At 60.3% G+C, this 15407-nt stretch carries 21 protein-coding genes; 15 read left to right on the forward strand and 6 right to left on the reverse strand.

The genetic code is table 11. The features are described from left to right. Positions 1–176: 176 nt before the first annotated feature. The 4 genes from ACSQ9D_RS05795 (at position 177) to ACSQ9D_RS05810 (ending at position 3882) form a co-directional block, all read left to right on the forward strand. On the forward strand, positions 177–1826 hold the full coding sequence (locus ACSQ9D_RS05795) for an acyl-CoA dehydrogenase family protein (protein WP_436281472.1): 1650 nt from the start codon (positions 177–179) through the stop codon (positions 1824–1826). After that, complete coding sequence (locus ACSQ9D_RS05800) at positions 1826–2443, forward strand: GNAT family N-acetyltransferase (protein WP_436281473.1); 618 nt, start codon at positions 1826–1828, stop codon at positions 2441–2443. Before ACSQ9D_RS05795 ends, ACSQ9D_RS05800 begins: the two co-directional genes overlap by 1 nt. 150 nt (positions 2444–2593) lie before the next feature. Continuing rightward, entirely contained in the window at positions 2594–3256 is a 663-nt protein-coding gene (locus tag ACSQ9D_RS05805; RefSeq protein WP_436281474.1) for a TetR/AcrR family transcriptional regulator, read from the forward strand. Between the two features lie 293 nt (positions 3257–3549). Beyond that, positions 3550–3882: a DUF6105 family protein gene (locus ACSQ9D_RS05810; protein WP_436281475.1), complete on the forward strand. Its 333-nt coding sequence runs from the start codon at positions 3550–3552 to the stop codon at positions 3880–3882. On the opposite strand, the gene ruvX is transcribed toward ACSQ9D_RS05810, so the two are convergent. Then, positions 3819–4313, reverse strand: a complete 495-nt coding sequence (gene ruvX / locus ACSQ9D_RS05815; protein WP_436281476.1) for a Holliday junction resolvase RuvX — start codon at positions 4311–4313, stop codon at positions 3819–3821. The two genes, ACSQ9D_RS05810 and ruvX, sit on opposite strands and share 64 nt — an antisense overlap. A gap of 118 nt (positions 4314–4431) precedes the next feature. Here ruvX and ACSQ9D_RS05820 point away from each other — a divergent pair, with 118 nt between their 5' ends. The 5 genes from ACSQ9D_RS05820 to ACSQ9D_RS05840 all read left to right on the forward strand — a co-directional run bounded on the left by ACSQ9D_RS05820 (position 4432) and on the right by ACSQ9D_RS05840 (position 7869). Continuing rightward, the gene (locus ACSQ9D_RS05820) at positions 4432–5136 is read left to right on the forward strand and encodes a metal-dependent hydrolase (protein WP_436281477.1); all 705 of its coding nucleotides are present in this window, start codon (positions 4432–4434) and stop codon (positions 5134–5136) included. Positions 5137–5260: 124 nt separating this feature from the next. Further along, positions 5261–5548 (forward strand): Asp-tRNA(Asn)/Glu-tRNA(Gln) amidotransferase subunit GatC, encoded by a 288-nt coding sequence (gatC, locus tag ACSQ9D_RS05825; protein ID WP_436281478.1) that lies wholly within the window; start codon positions 5261–5263, stop codon positions 5546–5548. 54 nt (positions 5549–5602) lie between these two features. Further along, positions 5603–7084, forward strand: a complete 1482-nt coding sequence (gatA, locus tag ACSQ9D_RS05830; protein WP_436281479.1) for an Asp-tRNA(Asn)/Glu-tRNA(Gln) amidotransferase subunit GatA — start codon at positions 5603–5605, stop codon at positions 7082–7084. A gap of 17 nt (positions 7085–7101) precedes the next feature. Next, positions 7102–7569 carry an N-acetyltransferase family protein gene (locus tag ACSQ9D_RS05835; RefSeq protein ID WP_436281480.1) on the forward strand — a complete coding sequence of 156 codons (468 nt, stop codon included), beginning with the start codon at positions 7102–7104 and terminating at the stop codon, positions 7567–7569. A gap of 24 nt (positions 7570–7593) precedes the next feature. Then, positions 7594–7869, forward strand: a complete 276-nt coding sequence (locus ACSQ9D_RS05840; protein WP_436281481.1) for a hypothetical protein — start codon at positions 7594–7596, stop codon at positions 7867–7869. A 44-nt stretch (positions 7870–7913) separates the two neighbouring features. Here ACSQ9D_RS05840 and ACSQ9D_RS05845 read toward each other — a convergent pair whose 3' ends face one another. After that, entirely contained in the window at positions 7914–8171 is a 258-nt protein-coding gene (locus tag ACSQ9D_RS05845; protein WP_436281482.1) for a YjhX family toxin, read from the reverse strand. Between the two features lie 295 nt (positions 8172–8466). On the opposite strand from ACSQ9D_RS05845, the gene ACSQ9D_RS05850 reads away from it, so the two are divergent. Further along, complete coding sequence (locus tag ACSQ9D_RS05850; protein ID WP_436281483.1) at positions 8467–8979, forward strand: N-acetyltransferase family protein; 513 nt, start codon at positions 8467–8469, stop codon at positions 8977–8979. Here ACSQ9D_RS05850 and ACSQ9D_RS05855 read toward each other — a convergent pair. Next, positions 8971–9285, reverse strand: a complete 315-nt coding sequence (locus tag ACSQ9D_RS05855) for a DUF1294 domain-containing protein (protein ID WP_436281484.1) — start codon at positions 9283–9285, stop codon at positions 8971–8973. The genes ACSQ9D_RS05850 and ACSQ9D_RS05855 overlap by 9 nt on opposite strands. Positions 9286–9425: 140 nt before the next feature. On the opposite strand from ACSQ9D_RS05855, the gene gatB reads away from it, so the two are divergent. The 5 genes from gatB to ACSQ9D_RS05880 all read left to right on the forward strand — a co-directional run bounded on the left by gatB (position 9426) and on the right by ACSQ9D_RS05880 (position 12949). Beyond that, a complete protein-coding gene (gene gatB, locus ACSQ9D_RS05860) occupies positions 9426–10928 on the forward strand; it encodes an Asp-tRNA(Asn)/Glu-tRNA(Gln) amidotransferase subunit GatB (RefSeq protein WP_037117517.1) in 1503 nt (500 codons plus the stop codon). A gap of 4 nt (positions 10929–10932) precedes the next feature. Continuing rightward, on the forward strand, positions 10933–11436 hold the full coding sequence (locus tag ACSQ9D_RS05865; RefSeq protein ID WP_037117519.1) for a GNAT family N-acetyltransferase: 504 nt from the start codon (positions 10933–10935) through the stop codon (positions 11434–11436). Positions 11437–11449: 13 nt separating this feature from the next. Then, positions 11450–11911 carry a GNAT family N-acetyltransferase gene (locus tag ACSQ9D_RS05870; protein ID WP_436281485.1) on the forward strand — a complete coding sequence of 154 codons (462 nt, stop codon included), beginning with the start codon at positions 11450–11452 and terminating at the stop codon, positions 11909–11911. A gap of 104 nt (positions 11912–12015) precedes the next feature. Then, complete coding sequence (locus ACSQ9D_RS05875) at positions 12016–12414, forward strand: NADH:ubiquinone oxidoreductase subunit NDUFA12 (protein WP_007792741.1); 399 nt, start codon at positions 12016–12018, stop codon at positions 12412–12414. Positions 12415–12517: 103 nt separating this feature from the next. Then, entirely contained in the window at positions 12518–12949 is a 432-nt protein-coding gene (locus tag ACSQ9D_RS05880) for a DUF2155 domain-containing protein (RefSeq protein ID WP_436281486.1), read from the forward strand. A gap of 3 nt (positions 12950–12952) precedes the next feature. On the opposite strand, the gene aat is transcribed toward ACSQ9D_RS05880, so the two are convergent. From aat to accB, 3 genes are read right to left on the reverse strand one after another with little or no spacing between them, the layout of a single operon-like run. Continuing rightward, positions 12953–13567, reverse strand: a complete 615-nt coding sequence (gene aat / locus ACSQ9D_RS05885) for a leucyl/phenylalanyl-tRNA--protein transferase (protein WP_436281487.1) — start codon at positions 13565–13567, stop codon at positions 12953–12955. A 6-nt stretch (positions 13568–13573) separates the two neighbouring features. Then, positions 13574–14920 (reverse strand): acetyl-CoA carboxylase biotin carboxylase subunit, encoded by a 1347-nt coding sequence (accC, locus tag ACSQ9D_RS05890; protein WP_436281488.1) that lies wholly within the window; start codon positions 14918–14920, stop codon positions 13574–13576. Positions 14921–14930: 10 nt separating this feature from the next. Further along, positions 14931–15398, reverse strand: a complete 468-nt coding sequence (gene accB, locus ACSQ9D_RS05895) for an acetyl-CoA carboxylase biotin carboxyl carrier protein (RefSeq protein ID WP_436281489.1) — start codon at positions 15396–15398, stop codon at positions 14931–14933. Positions 15399–15407: the final 9 nt, after the last annotated feature.

Here is a 15407-nt window from a genome sequence, read left to right on the forward strand (position 1 = left end):
CTGCCTCTTGCTGTCGTCTGCGGGGTCTATAAAGAGTGAGCCGGGCGGCGGCAAGCTTGCGCTGTGGGAAAGGCCCGTCTCCCCCTGCAATTTTGCCCGAATTCAACTATTGCAGAGATAGGGAAATTATAAACTTCCGGTTTCCCTTTGCCTGCCTCTTGCACTAGAAGCGATTCATGACGCCCGCCGAAGAGAAACTTGCCGAACTCAACCAGCCGAGCCTGTGGTCCGGTATCAATGCCTACAGGTCCGATCCGCTGATCGTTGACCTGACCGGCACGTTGCCGCGCGGGATCCGTGATGATCTCGACAATATGGGCCGCTATGTGACTTCGCCCGAGGCGCAGGAACTGGCGCGCATGGCAAATCAGGGCACGCCGCAGCTGCGCACGCATGGTCCGCGCGGCGAGCGGCTGGATGTCGTCGAGTTCCATCCCGCCTGGCACGCGCTGATGCGCCGTTCGATGTCATCGGGGCTTCACTCGTCGGTCTGGGATCCACAGGCGGATACCGAGGCGAAGAACCAGGCACACAAGATCCGGGCGGCGCGCTTCTATCTGACGGCGCAGCTCGAATCTGGCCATCTTTGCCCGCTGACGATGACGAGCGCCTCGGTTGCTGCCCTTTCGGCGTCGCCGGCCGTGCAGAAGGACTGGGCGCCGAAGATCCTGTCGCGCAAGTATGATTCCACGAACAAGCCGGCCATGCAGAAATCTGCCGTGACGATCGGCATGGGCATGACGGAGAAGCAAGGCGGCACCGACGTGCGCGCAAACACGACGGCGGCGGAAAAGGTCAGCGAAGGCATCTACCGCCTGTCCGGCCACAAATGGTTCATGTCGGCTCCGATGAGCGACGCCTTCGTGATGCTGGCGCAGACGAAGGATGGGATGGGCTGCTTCCTGGTTCCACGGCTGCTGGAAGATGGCTCGGCGAACGGCCTGCACTTCCAGCGACTGAAGGACAAGGTCGGCAACCGTTCCAATGCCTCTTCCGAAGTCGAGTTCAACGATACCTTCGGCTTCCTGCTCGGCACGCCCGATGGCGGCATCCGAACCATCCTCGACATGGTGACGTTGACGCGTCTCGATTGCGCGCTGGCATCGTCAGGCATCATGCGCGCCTCGCTCGCAGAGGCTGTACACCACACCCGCGGACGCAGCGTTTTCGGCAAGATGCTGGTCAGCCAACCGATCATGACGCGCGTCTTGGCCGACATGGCGCTCGATGTGGCCGCCGCAACGGCGCTGTCCTTCCGCCTTGCCGACGCATTCGACAGAGCGCGCGCCAGCGCCGAAGAGGCGGCCTACGCCCGCGTCATGACGCCGGTTGCCAAATACTGGTGCTGCAAGATCGCGCCTGCATTGATCTACGAAGCGATGGAGTGCATCGGCGGCAGCGGCTACATCGAGGAGCGCCCGATCGCCCGTCATTATCGCGAAGCGCCGGTCAACGCGATCTGGGAAGGCTCCGGCAATGTGATGGCGCTCGACGTGCTGCGTATCCTGAACCGCGGCAAGGATCTCTTCGAAACGGTCTTTGCTGGGCTCGCGCGGGATCTCGGACCGGCCGGCAAGAAGACAATCGACGTTCTGCGGGCCGCCATGGCGCTTTGCGAGCGTGACGAGGGCGCTGCCCGGCTTCTGGTCGAGCAGTTGGCGCTTGCCGCCGGCGCAGCCGAACTTTATCGCCTCGGAGCAGGGCGGATCGCCGATGCCTTCATCGAGACCCGTCTCGCGAGCGGCTGGCGCTCCACCTACGGCATGCTCGACTCGCGCTTCGACGCCAGCTACATCGTCGATCTTCTCTATCCACCGGCAAATTGATGACAACGCTGCGTCCTGTCCGTGCCGAAGATCTGGAACAGATTTACGCAATCTCTCTCCTGACCGGCGACGCCGGCAGCGACGCGTCCCACTTGCATCACGACGGCAAGCTGATCGGCCACATCTACTCAGCGCCCTACATTGAGCTCAGCCCCGAAACGGCTTTTGTGGTAGAGGATTTTGAGGGTGTAGCAGGCTATATCGTCGGCGTCTTCGATACGGTTTCCTTCGAGGAACGGCTTGAACGCGATTGGTGGCCGGCGCTCCGAGAGACATACGCCGATCCGCAGGGCGATCCGGCCAGCTGGGACGCGGATCAGAAGCACATCGCCGCGATCCATCACCCGTCTCGTGTGCCCGCGACGCTCGTCGAAGCCTTTCCCGCCCATATCCACATGAACCTCCTGCCTCGCCTACAGGGTCAGGGGATGGGCACCAAGCTTCTCGACCGCTGGCTGACGAATGCACGAGAGGCTGGTGTCGAGGCTGTCCATCTCGGCGCGAATGCGAACAATCATGGCGCCCTGCGCTTCTGGGGCTCCCGCGGATTTAGTCGAATCGAGCCGCCATTGGTCGATCCTTCCGACCCGACCGCCTGGTTCGGGCAGAGACTGTAAGATCCTGTCGCAAAGTCATCCCCGTATGGTGACATCGTTGTAATTGTTCCGTCTTTGGCCGACTGTCCACAATCTTTCGAAGACGTCTCCGTTGCCGGTTCGCAGCAGCGTTGCTACTCACCGCAGAGTGACAACCGGACCGAATCCCTGATGCTCAATGATCCCATGGTGCTAACGCCCGTTGCTGACGCAATGCGTGTCGAACCCGAAAAGCGTATCCGCGACCGCGGGGCGACCGAAAGGGCGATCCTGAAGGCAGCCAAGTCGCTGCTGGCCGAGGAGGGGTTCCAGAATTTCGGGATCAACGCAGTTGCCCGCCGCGCAGGATGCGACAAGCAGTTGATCTACCGCTACTACGGCGGCCTGAACGGCTTGGTGGAAGCGATCGGCGCTGATCTCGGCACCTGGGTCAAGGATCGCATTCCCGAAGACACCGGCGGCATGTTCCTCCTGACCTACGGGGATTTGATGGAGCGCCTGTCACTCCTGTTCCTCGAGGCCTTGCGGGATGATCCACTTGTTCGCCGCATCGTGGCCTGGGAAGTCTCCGAGAACACCGAGCAGGTGAGGCGGCTTTCCGAAGCGCGGTCGAAGGCCCTGGCAAACTGGCTCGACCGCATGCGTGGGTCGCTGACGCCGCCGAAGGGCGTCGATGTCGTGGCCGTCAATGCGATTCTGATTGCAGCCATCCAACATCTGGTGCTGTCTGCATCCGCCGGCGGTCAGTGCGCTGGCCTGGCGCTGAAGACGCCGAAGGACTGGGAGAAGGCCGCGATCGCCCTGAAACGCATCGTTCGCGGCGTTTACGGCTGAAGCGCCGACAGTCTTTCCACAGGCAGCCGGATGCCCGTTAACCTTAACAAATGGTTTACGTTGCACGCTCCAGGTTAAGAAGTCAGGTTGCTGGGCAGTCCAAAATGTCGGGTGTCTGGAAGCATGGGAACCAAAATCGCGAAAGCCGCGTTTCTTGTTGCCGCGATCATGTTTTTCGCTGTGCTTGCGCTGGATATCGCTGTGCCCGCGCTGGTTCTAGGTTCCATGGCATTGTCGATATGGCTGGTTTCGTTCGAGGGGCCGTCCATTCGCAGAGAACGAGAGACGACCGCATGAAGTGGTTTCTGATCTTCTGGGCCGGTCCCATCGTCTTCCTGGCGGGATGGTATTGGCTTTCCTACTACGACATGAATTTCGGCATCTTCATGCTGAGCCGGCAGGTTCACGACCTCACGTTTGAGATCTACGGAAAGATCCTTGGCGTTCCGCCGGAAACCATTCCGCCGCTGGTCGCCCGTGCGATCGTTGTCGACAGCCTTGTCGTGTTCGCCATCATCGCGTTCCGCCGGCGCAAGGCCATCGGCGCTTGGTGGCGTGCTCGTCAGGCGTCCAAGTCGTCCGATGCCGCTCTGCCAAGCAAGGACAGTCTGTCCAGCGCTCCCTGAAGAATGAAGCTTGCCGCCGCCGAGTCGATGCGCTCGGCACGCTTGCTGCGCGATACGTCCATCTCAAGCAGCGCCCGCTCGGCGGCGACCGTCGACAGCCGTTCGTCCCAATAGACGAAGGGCAAATCGGTCTTCTGCTCCATGTTGCGCACGAAGGCGCGCGTTGCCTGGACACGCGGCCCGGCCGATCCATCCATGTTCATCGGCAGGCCGATGACGAAGGCCGCAACCTTCTCCTTTGCAGCGAACTCCAGAAGCGTTACCGCATCGATCGTGAATTTTTCGCGCTTGATGACGGGCCTCGGCGTCGCAAACCGTCGGCCGAGATCGGACATCGAAAGCCCGATCGTTTTCGTGCCGAGATCAAGCCCGGCAATCGCCTGTCCCGGCTTAAGCACAGTTGCCAGTTCCTCGATCGTCAGCACCGTCATCGTGATTTCATCCCGTCAAAAGAAATTGAAGCGGTAACGCTTTTCTTTGCGACCGCATCGGATATGTCCATAACGAGCAAAGCAGGCTTTTGCATCCCATAATAGAAGGAGAAATTTCATGAAGATCACTTGGCTTGGTCACTCCGCTTTCCGCATCGAGATCGGAAAGGCTAAAATCCTGCTGGATCCGTTCCTCACGCACAATCCGTCCTTTACCGGACAGGATGCAAAGGACGTCGCAAACGGCATCACACATATCCTGCTCACGCATGGTCACGGAGATCATGTCGGTGATACGGTTGCGCTTGCCAAGGCCACAGGTGCGGTCGTTCTCGCCAACGCCGATCTCGCCGCCTGGCTGGGCTCGAAGGGCCTGTCGAGGATCGAAGCGGGCAATACCGGCGGCACGATTTCGTTCGACGGTTTTTCCGCGACCTTCACCAACGCGCTGCATTCCTCCGCGCAGATCACCGAAGACGGCGTCTCCCATGCGCTCGGCAATGCCAACGGTTTGATGCTGCACTTCGATGAGGAAGCCTCGATTCTCGCCATGGGCGATACCGACATCTTCTCCGACATGGCGCTGATCAACGAGTTGCACCAGCCTGACATCGGTCTCGTGCCGGTCGGCGATCGCTTCACCATGGGCGGCGCCGTGGCCGCGCTTGCCTGCCAGCGCTACTTCAACTTCAAGACCGCCATCCCCTGCCACTATGGCACCTTCCCGATCATTGACCAGACGCCGGAGAAGTTCGTCTCCGGCATGGAAGGATCGAAGACGGCGGTGAATGCGCCGAAGCCGGGCGAGAGACTTTTCTTCTAGTCGAGGTCTACTGAAATCGCGTCGATTTCAGAGAGGGAATTCTATGCACTGAGAAGACCATGCCCGTTGCGCACGGCGGGCATGGTCTTTATAGCGGGTAGGAAAATCCTATCCGGAGAATACTATGTCCGTCGACTTTGCCACCGTTAAGCGCGTAGCGCGCCTTGCCCGTATTGCCGTCTCCGAAGAAGAGGCAAACCGCATGGTGGGCGAGTTGAATGGTATCCTCGGCTTCGTCGAGCAGCTTTCCGAGGTCGACGTCGAAGGCGTCGAGGCGATGACATCGGTCACGCCGATGGAGATGAAGAAGCGCAAGGATGATGTGACTGACGGCAACAAGGCCGCCGACATCGTTTCCAATGCGCCTGTCACCGATCAGAATTTCTTCCTGGTACCCAAAGTCGTCGAATAAGGCGTCACGCCGCTTTCCGACTCCGTTGCCAATCCAGATTTGAAGCGAAACACCATGAGCGAACTCACCAGCCTGACCATTGCCGAAGCCCGTACGAAGCTGCGCGCCAAGGAGATCAAAGCGACTGAACTGACCGAGGCCTACATCTCGGCAATCGAGGCGGCCAACGACAAGCTCAATGCCTATATTAAGGTCACGCCCGAGAAGGCGTTGCAGATGGCGGAAGCCTCTGACGCACGTCTCGCCGGCGGCAAGGGTGGCGCGCTCGAGGGCATCCCGCTCGGCATCAAGGATCTGTTCGCCACCGAAGGCATTCATACGCAGGCCTGCAGCCACATCCTCGACGGTTTCAAGCCGCACTACGAGTCGACCGTCACCCAGAACCTGTGGGACGACGGCGCCGTGATGCTCGGCAAGCTCAACATGGACGAGTTCGCGATGGGCTCTTCCAACGAAACCTCCTACTACGGCGCGGTCATCAACCCCTGGCGCTCGGCTGGCTCCAACCAGCAGCTGGTACCGGGCGGCTCCTCCGGCGGCTCCGCAGCGGCTGTTGCGGCCCACCTCTGCGCCGGCGCGACGGCGACCGATACGGGCGGCTCGATCCGCCAGCCGGCTGCCTTCACCGGAACGGTCGGCATCAAGCCGACGTATGGCCGCTGCTCGCGCTGGGGCACGGTGGCTTTCGCCTCGTCGCTCGACCAGGCTGGTCCGATTGCCCGCGACGTGCGCGACGCCGCAATCCTGCTGAGGTCGATGGCGTCAGTCGATTCCAAGGACACGACCTCCGTCGACCTCCCGGTTCCGGACTATGAAGCCGCGCTTGGCCAGTCGCTGAAGGGCATGAAGATCGGCATTCCAAACGAATATCGCGTCGACGGCATGCCGGAGGAAATCGAAACCTTGTGGCAGCAGGGCATTGCCTGGCTGAAGGACGCAGGCGCCGAGATCGTCAACATCTCGCTGCCGCACACCAAGTATGCGCTGCCGGCCTATTATATCGTTGCTCCCGCCGAAGCTTCGTCGAACCTCGCCCGCTATGACGGCGTCCGCTACGGCCTGCGCGTCGATGGCAAGGACATTGTCGACATGTATGAGAAGACGCGCGCCGCCGGCTTCGGCAAGGAAGTCAAGCGCCGCATCATGATCGGCACCTATGTTCTCTCGGCCGGTTACTACGACGCTTACTACATCAAGGCCCAGAAGGTTCGCACGCTGATCAAGCGCGACTTCGAACTGGCCTTCAATGCCGGTGTCGATGCGATCCTGACGCCCGCGACACCGTCGTCCGCCTTCGGCGTCGCCGACGAAAATCTCGCCTCCGATCCGGTCAAGATGTACCTGAACGACATCTTCACGGTCACGGTCAACATGGCGGGGCTGCCGGGCATTGCCGTTCCGGCCGGACTTGACCACAAAGGCCTCCCGCTCGGCTTGCAGCTGATCGGCAAGCCGTTCGACGAAGAGACATTGTTCAAGACAGCGCATGTGATCGAGCAGGCTGCGGGTAGGTTCACGCCCGGAAAGTGGTGGTAAGTGGACTCGCAATTAGGATGATGGCAGGGGCCGATCATCAAGGGGTCGGCGAGATTGGCTTTGCCGCGTGGAAATCCAGCGCTGCAGGGGAAGCCGGTTTCGACGATCCCGTCGTGATCGAGGCTGCTCGCAAGGCTTTCTTCGACTACCCGGCAGAGGCGAAAGGTGACGTCGCCATTGCCGAACTTGGGAGCCGGGTGGTCGGCTGGGGCGCCCGGGAAAACGAGCCCGATTCCATTTCTGACATCTGGATCGATCCCGCCTGCCAGGGCCGTGGCATCGGTTCCGCCCTGGTTCGCTATTTCGTTGAACGCATTGCCGCTGATGGCTTCAGGGTTGCAAAAATCCACACCCGCGCTACCAATGGCGGCGCCATCCGACTTTACGAGCGGGCCGGCTTCTCGATCGTATGGCGCGGTGAGAGGTTCGATGCGCAACTCGGCATTCCGCTCGAAAAGGCGCATCTGGAGAAGCGTCTCGGCTAAGGGCGCAATTTCGGGAGGAGGCCTATGTCCAAACAGAATCTTGCGGCCATGATCGAAGCGATCGACTGCCTCGCGGCGGCAGGTTTCACAGTGGGTGCGGAGTGGCAGGCCGTGCATGAAATCTGCCAGGCGCATGAGGGCGAGGCGCCTTTCGACTGGGGCCACGCCCTTTGCCATCGTATCGAAGGCGACGACTGGAATGCCGACTACTGGTACCGTCGAGCGGGAAAGCGCCGCGGAGGCGGCACGGTGGCCGAGGAATGGGCGGTGATGAAGGCCGAGTTTGCCGCTCAATTTTGAAAAAAGCCGCGCGCCGAGGTGACGCGCGGCCGAATGCCAGAAAGCTACCTATTGTCCTGTTCCGCTCGCACCAGAACCAATCCCCGTTCGGTGATGCGATAGGGCTTGCCACCTGACGATTTGATGGCCTTCTTCTGCTTCAGCTTGCGAAAGAGCTCGAGCCCGAAGCCGGGATAGACCCAACCGTCGCGCGTGAAGCACTTTGCTGCCTCGATTTTTCTGTTGTCGTCGCGTTCGATTTCAATACGGCCACCTTGGGCCAATAGGTGCAGGATGCGCTGCTCCGTGCGTGAAATATCCATGGAATGTTGATCCGGTCGTAGCGCCTCGAGGAGGCGCGCAAAAACGATCTGGCGTCCGAGCGGACGTCAGGGCTTCGTTTTTTCGGGCCCGTGCGCGCAAGGAAAACCTGCGGGCAGGGGCCTCTACCGGGTCTGAGAAGACGAGTTCAACATGAGGCCGTCATATCCGCTGATCGCAATCTCGTCAAGTTTTACAACCCATTGGGGATGTTGTTTTCACCCTCGCGCTTGAAACGCAAGGCTTTGATAACGCGGTGATTCGGTGTTTTACTTCGGTGCAAACGCGGAGGTACTGTTGATCCACATTCGCAATGCCCGCGAGGGCGAAGCGGATCTCTTGAGCGAGATCGGAGTAAGAGCCTGGCAGAAGGCAATGGCGTCCATCGGCGAAGCGGACGCCATGGTGGATGCTGCACGAAGCGCGTTCTTCAATTTCGTTGCGGGTAGCTGGATCACCGTCACCGTCATCGAATGGAACGGACATGCGGCAGGATGGGCCGCGCGCGAGATGCTCGATGAGAAAATTTCAGATTTCTGGATCGATCCTGCCTTCACCGGTCATGGTCTTGGAACCGCACTTTTGCAGGACCTCGAGAGGGATATCGCGGCGCAGGGCTTCGATACGGCGATGATGCAGACGCACTCGGCGAACTCCGAAGCGATCAGCTTCTTCCAGAAGCGTGGATACGCAATTCATTGGCTATCGATTGCCTACAATCCCAAGCTCGATCGTGATGTTCCGTCAGTCGGTTTGTCAAAGACTTTGGAGTCCACGGACGACGGCACATACGGCCTAGTCTTAGTCTAGCAGCGGGCCATCCAGCGCGACGTAGCCGAGGGCGCCCGATAAAAGAAGCGCGGCCACCATATGAAACATGACGATGGCCCTAAGGATCGATCGGAACGGTTCTTTCTGCGTCTTGTGACGTAGGAGCCTTTGCGCGCAAACCGCGCCCAAGCTGCCACCGACGAAGGCGAGCGTCAGCAAGGTTTTCTCGCTGATCCGGCGCCGATGATCGCGAGCAGCCTGCTTGTCGAGGAAATAGATCGAGAACACGAAGGCATTCAGTGCCAGGAAGAGCCCGATGATCTTGAGAATAGCAGTTGCCGTCATCTGTGCCACCCTAGCGACATTGCGTTAACATGGCGCAAACTAGCTGGCTTGCTGCTACAGCACAGCCGAAAGCCTTGCACCGGCAGGTCATTTCCGTTACCTCACCAGTTGAAAAGAACAGCCTGAAAAAGAGCATCTCAATGACCATTGTCGACGTTCGCACGCCTGATCCGAAACGCTTCATTCCCGGCGCCACCGGCGATTGGGAAGTCATCATCGGCATGGAAGTCCATGCACAGGTGCTGTCGAATTCGAAGCTGTTCTCGGGCGCGGCGACGGAGTTCGGCAAGCCGCAGAATTCCAACGTCTCGCTCGTCGACGCGGCTATGCCCGGCATGCTGCCCGTCATTAACGAGGAATGCGTCAAGCAAGCTGTCCGCACAGGTCTTGGCCTGAAGGCGCAGATCAACAAGCGCTCACTCTTCGACCGCAAGAACTATTTCTATCCCGACCTGCCCCAGGGCTATCAGATTTCGCAGTTCAAGGATCCGATCGTCGGCGAGGGCAAGATCACCATCTCGCTCGGCCCGGATCGGCAGGGCCAGTTCGAGGATATCGAGATCGGCATCGAGCGCCTGCATCTGGAGCAGGACGCCGGCAAGTCGCTGCACGACCAGCATGCCACCATGTCCTATGTCGATCTCAATCGCTCGGGCGTCGCGCTGATGGAGATTGTCTCCAAGCCTGATATGCGCTCGTCGGATGAAGCCAAGGCCTACATGACGAAGCTGCGTTCGATCGTCCGCTATCTCGGCACCTGCGACGGCAACATGGACGAGGGCTCCATGCGCGCCGACGTCAACGTCTCCGTCCGTCGCCCGGGCGAAGGCTTCGGCACCCGTTGCGAGATCAAGAACGTCAACTCCATCCGCTTCATCGGCCAGGCGATCGAATACGAAGCCCGCCGCCAGATCGGTATTCTGGAGGACGGCGGTACGATCGATCAGGAAACCCGCCTCTTCGACCCGAACAAGGGTGAGACGCGCTCGATGCGCTCCAAAGAAGATGCACACGATTACCGCTACTTCCCCGATCCGGATCTGCTGCCGCTCGAATTCGACGATGCCTTCGTCAAGGCGCTCGAAGGCGATCTGCCGGAACTGCCCGACGACAAGAAGGAGCGCTTTGTGCGCGAACTCGGTCTCTCGATCTATGACGCTTCCGTCCTGGTCTCGGAAAAGGCGATCGCCGACTATTTCGAAGCCGTGGCCGAAGGCCGCGACGGCAAGGCAGCCGCCAACTGGGTCATCAACGACCTGCTCGGCGCCTTGAACCGCACCGGCAAAAGCATCGAGGAGACCTCCGTTTCGCCGGCTCAGCTTGGTGCGATCATTGACCTCATCAAGGCGGAGACTATTTCCGGAAAGATCGCGAAGGACCTGTTCGAAATCGTGCTGAACGAGGGCGGCGATCCCGCCGAGATCGTCGAAACCCGCGGCATGAAGCAGGTGACCGACACCGGCGCGATTGAACGGGCTGTCGACGAGATTATCGCTGCCAACCCGGATCAGGTCGCAAAGGTCCAGGCCAAGCCGACACTTGCCGGCTGGTTCGTCGGTCAGGTCATGAAGGCGACCGGCGGCAAGGCAAATCCGCAGGCCGTCCAGGCTCTCGTGAAGGCGAAGCTCGGCATTGAGGAGTAAGACCGTGTATTTCGTGCGCACCGCCAGCGAGGGTGATCTAAGCAAGATGCGCACCTTGCTGGATGAGGGCTTTCGCGCGACCTATGCTGGCCTCTATGGCGAAGCGAAGGTGAACGAACTCATTGCGCATCTGTTTTCGCCAGCGGCGCTGCAGGCGCGGCTGGCGAAAAAGAATGCCGAGTTCCTCGTTGCCGATAACGGCAAGGATATCGGCGGCATCGGTTATGCCGCCATGTCGGATGAGATGACGAAGACCGTCATGCTGCATCTGCTCTATGTCCGCCCGCCGCTGCATCGCCAGGGGATCGGGCGTGAGATCTTTGCCGAGTTGGAAACCTGCTTTCCCGATGCCGAAATCATGCGCCTCGAGGTCGAACCGCGGAACAAGACGGCGATCGCCTTTTACCATGCCCACGGCTTCGAAGATGTCGGCCGCAATGAAAACGACGGGCCCGGGCAATCCGGCATACCGACGCTGATCCTGGAAAAACCTCTCGAACAGCACTAGCCCCAGTATGAGCATGAGCCAAACCATCATTCGCGAGGCGCGCAGCGCCGACGTGGCGGCACTCGTCGCCATCTTTGCTGGCGATGAACTCGGCGGTCACGGGGACACGACTGCGCCCGAGGTCTTCGGCGATTATCTCAGGGCTTTCGAGCGGCTCGCCACATCGCGCGACCAGACACTCTACGTGGCCGAGCGTGACGGGAAGGTCGTCGGCACCTTCCAGACGATGATCGTGACGTCGCTGGTCGGTCGCGGCTCGTCATCGATGATCATCGAGGCGGTGCAGACGCGCGGTGACATGCGTGGACAGGGCATCGGCGCCCAGATGATCGAGTTTGCCATCGCGGAGGCAAAACGTCGCGACCTGCGCCTCGTGCAACTGGCATCGAATGCGAGCCGCACGGATGCGCACCGTTTCTACACGCGGCTCGGCTTCAAACAGTCGCACCTCGGCTTCAAGATGGCGCTGAAATGAGCCGGTGTGGCGCCGGAATCACTGGACAATGCGTATCGCTGGCGGCATAAGCGAGGGATCAAATTCTGGTCCCGCTCGCCGCTCGGCTAGCTCAAGGAAAAGACATGAAGAATCTCCTCGTGCAAATCTTCACCTGGTGGAACGGTCAGACGATCGGTACGCGCTTTGCGACCTGGCGTTTCGGCAAGCGCGTCGGTGAAGACGAATTGGGCAACGTCTACTACGAAGGCGGCATGTCGTCCTACGGCCTTCCGAAGCGTTGGGTAATCTACAAGGGCTATGCCGAAGCCTCCGCAATTCCGCCGGGCTGGCACGGCTGGATGCATCACCGCACGAACGTTCCCCCGAGCCAGGAAAACTATGTCGCCAAGGAATGGCAGAAGCCGCATCGCGCAAACCCGACCGGTTCGCCGCAGGCTTATCGCCCGCCGGGCTCACTGGTCGTTCCTGGCGAACGTCCGCGGGTTACGGGCGACTACGACGCGTGGACACCTGGCAACTGAGCAGGGCTGCCGGCCCCGCTTTTGGCCACAATTGACCATTACCCGCAGAATGGCCGCAGCGATTGCGGCCTTCGATTTTAAGATGCTGTGGAGACGGGTAGATATGAAGCTTTCCATGCGGAAAAATCTCCTGCGTGCCGTCGGACTCTCCCTGGCGCTTGGCTCGTCCTTTCTGCCGCAGGCGGCCTCGGCTGCCCGCATCGAGAACTCCGTCGCCGTATTCTCCGGCCTCGACAAGATCACCGGCCGCATCACGACCTTCGATGTCTATGTCAATGAGACTGTGCAGTTCGGCGCGCTGCAGGTCACGCCGAAGGCCTGCTATTCCCGCGATCAGACCGAAGCGCAGAAGATCGATGGCTTCGTTGAAGTGGACGAGATCACGCTCGACCGCAAGATCCGCCGTATCTTCACTGGCTGGATGTTCGCTGACAGCCCCGGCCTCAATGCCGTCGAGCACCCGATCTACGACGTCTGGTTGAAGGATTGCAAGCAGAACTCGGACGTTCCCGCTCCGGAAAAAGCGGCCAAGTAATTCTCAGAATTCAAGATTTGGTGAAGCCATCGCCGCCGCCAGCCTGTGGGTATACTCGTCCTTCGGAACATCTATGGCTCCGAAAGTCTTTAGGTGTTCGGTCGTAAACTGTGTGTCGAGCAGGGTAAAACCCTTGGCCCGCAGCCGTTCCACGAGATGAACGAGGCAGATCTTCGAAGCGTCCGTCCGGCGGGAGAACATGCTTTCGCCGAAGAACGCCGAGCCCAACGACACTCCATATAGTCCGCCGACAAGTTCGTCGCCGTCCCAGGCCTCGACCGAGTGCGCATGGCCGATGCGATGCAGCGTCGAATAAAGCGTCCTGATCGTCTGATTGATCCAGGTGCTCGGCCTGTCCCTGGTCTCTGCTGCACAGGCTGCGATTACCGCATCGAAATCGTGGTTGAAGCGGATGTCGAACGGCCTGCGTCGGATCGTCTTGGCGAGACTTTTCGAAACGTGGAATTCGTCGAGCGGCAGGACGCCGCGAAGATCGGGCTCGACCCAGAATATTTCCGGGTCGTCCGCCGACTCGGCCATAGGAAAAAGGCCGATAGAATAGGCGCGCAGGAGAATTTCCGGTGTAATGCCTGGAGACTTCCTGCGCGATCCTGCCATTCGTTGTTACGCCGGTTTCTTGGCCAGATAGTTTTCCAGCCAATGGATGTCGTAATCGCCGTTGGCGATGTCCTGGTTATCGACCAGATCCTGGAACAACGGCAGCGTCGTCTTGATACCGTCGACGACGAACTCGTCGAGCGCGCGGCGCAGACGCATCATGCATTCGACGCGCGTGCGGCCGAACACGATGAGTTTGCCGATGAGGCTGTCGTAGTATGGTGGGATCTTGTAGCCCTGATAGGCGCCGCTATCGACGCGAACGCCAAGGCCACCCGGCGCATGGAAGTGCGTGATCGTGCCGGGAGAGGGTACGAAGGTGCGTGCGTCCTCGGCGTTGATGCGGCACTCGATGGCATGGCCGTGGAAGTTGATCTCTTCCTGCTTGACGGAGAGTCCTCCGCCGGAGGCGACGCGGATCTGCTCGTGAACCAGGTCGATACCGGTGATTGCCTCAGTGATCGGATGCTCAACCTGCAGACGGGTGTTCATTTCGATGAAATAGAACTCGCCGTTCTCGTACAGGAACTCGATCGTGCCGGCGCCGCGATACTTCAGCTTGCGCATGGCATCGGCGCAGACTTCGCCGATCTTCATGCGCTGCTCGACATTCAATGCAGGGGAATTGGCTTCTTCCCAGACCTTCTGGTGGCGGCGCTGTAGCGAGCAATCGCGTTCGCCGAGATGGATCGCATTGCCTTCGCCGTCGCCGAACACCTGGATTTCAATGTGGCGCGGCTTGCCGAGGTACTTTTCCATGTAGACGGCGTCGTTGCCGAAAGCGGCTGCCGCTTCGGTGCGGGCCGTCGACCAGGCTTCGATCAGGTCGACCTCGGACTTGGCAACCTTCATGCCGCGGCCGCCGCCACCGGCGGTTGCCTTGATCAGCACCGGATAGCCGATTTCGGCGGCAGTCCGCAGCGCGTCTTCCTCGGTCTTCACCTCGCCATTGGAGCCCGGAACGACGGGGATGCCGAGTTCCTGGGCGGTCGTCTTGGCGGTGATCTTGTCGCCCATGAGGCGGATGTGTTCCGCCGTGGGGCCGATGAAGGTGATGCCGTGCGCTTCCAGGATTTCTGCAAACTTGGCGTTTTCGGAGAGGAAACCGTAGCCCGGATGCACCGCGTCGGCGCCGGTGATCTCGCAGGCGGCGACGATCTGATGGATGTTCAGATAGCTTTCGCGCGACGGCGGAGGGCCGATGCAGACGCTTTCGTCGGCCAGGCGCACATGCATGGCATCGGCGTCAGCGGTCGAGTGAACCACGACGCAGGGAATGCCGAGCTCCTTGCATGCGCGCAGCACGCGAAGCGCGATTTCCCCGCGATTGGCGATGAGGATTTTCGAGACCATGACGCTCGCCTTATTCGATGACGACGAGGGCTTGGCCGTATTCGACGGGGCTTCCGTCCTCGACGAGGATTTCTGTGATCTTGCCGGACTTCGGCGAAGGGATCTGGTTCATGGTCTTCATCGCTTCGATGATGATCAGCGTCTGGCCTTCCTTGACCGTGGCGCCGAGTTCGATGAAGGGACGCGCGCCCGGAGCCGGAGCCATGTAGGCCGTGCCGACCATCGGGGCGCTGACGGTGTTGGCAGGGTTGCGCGCGGGGGCCACAGGCGCTGCTGCGGCTGGAGCTGCAGCGACCGGCGCCGCGGCAAATGCGGGCGCAGCGATTGGAGCCTGGACGTACTGGATGTTGCCGGCGCGCGAAACGCGAATTCGCAGATCGTCCTGCTCGACTTCGATTTCCGTCAGATCCGTATCGTTGAGGATGTTCGCGAGGTCGCGGATCAGCGCCTGGTCGATACCGTTTTTCTTCTCAGCCATGAGTGTTTG

It is taken from the genome of Rhizobium sp. LjRoot258, from assembly GCF_964254185.1.
Lineage (GTDB): Bacteria > Pseudomonadota > Alphaproteobacteria > Rhizobiales > Rhizobiaceae > Rhizobium.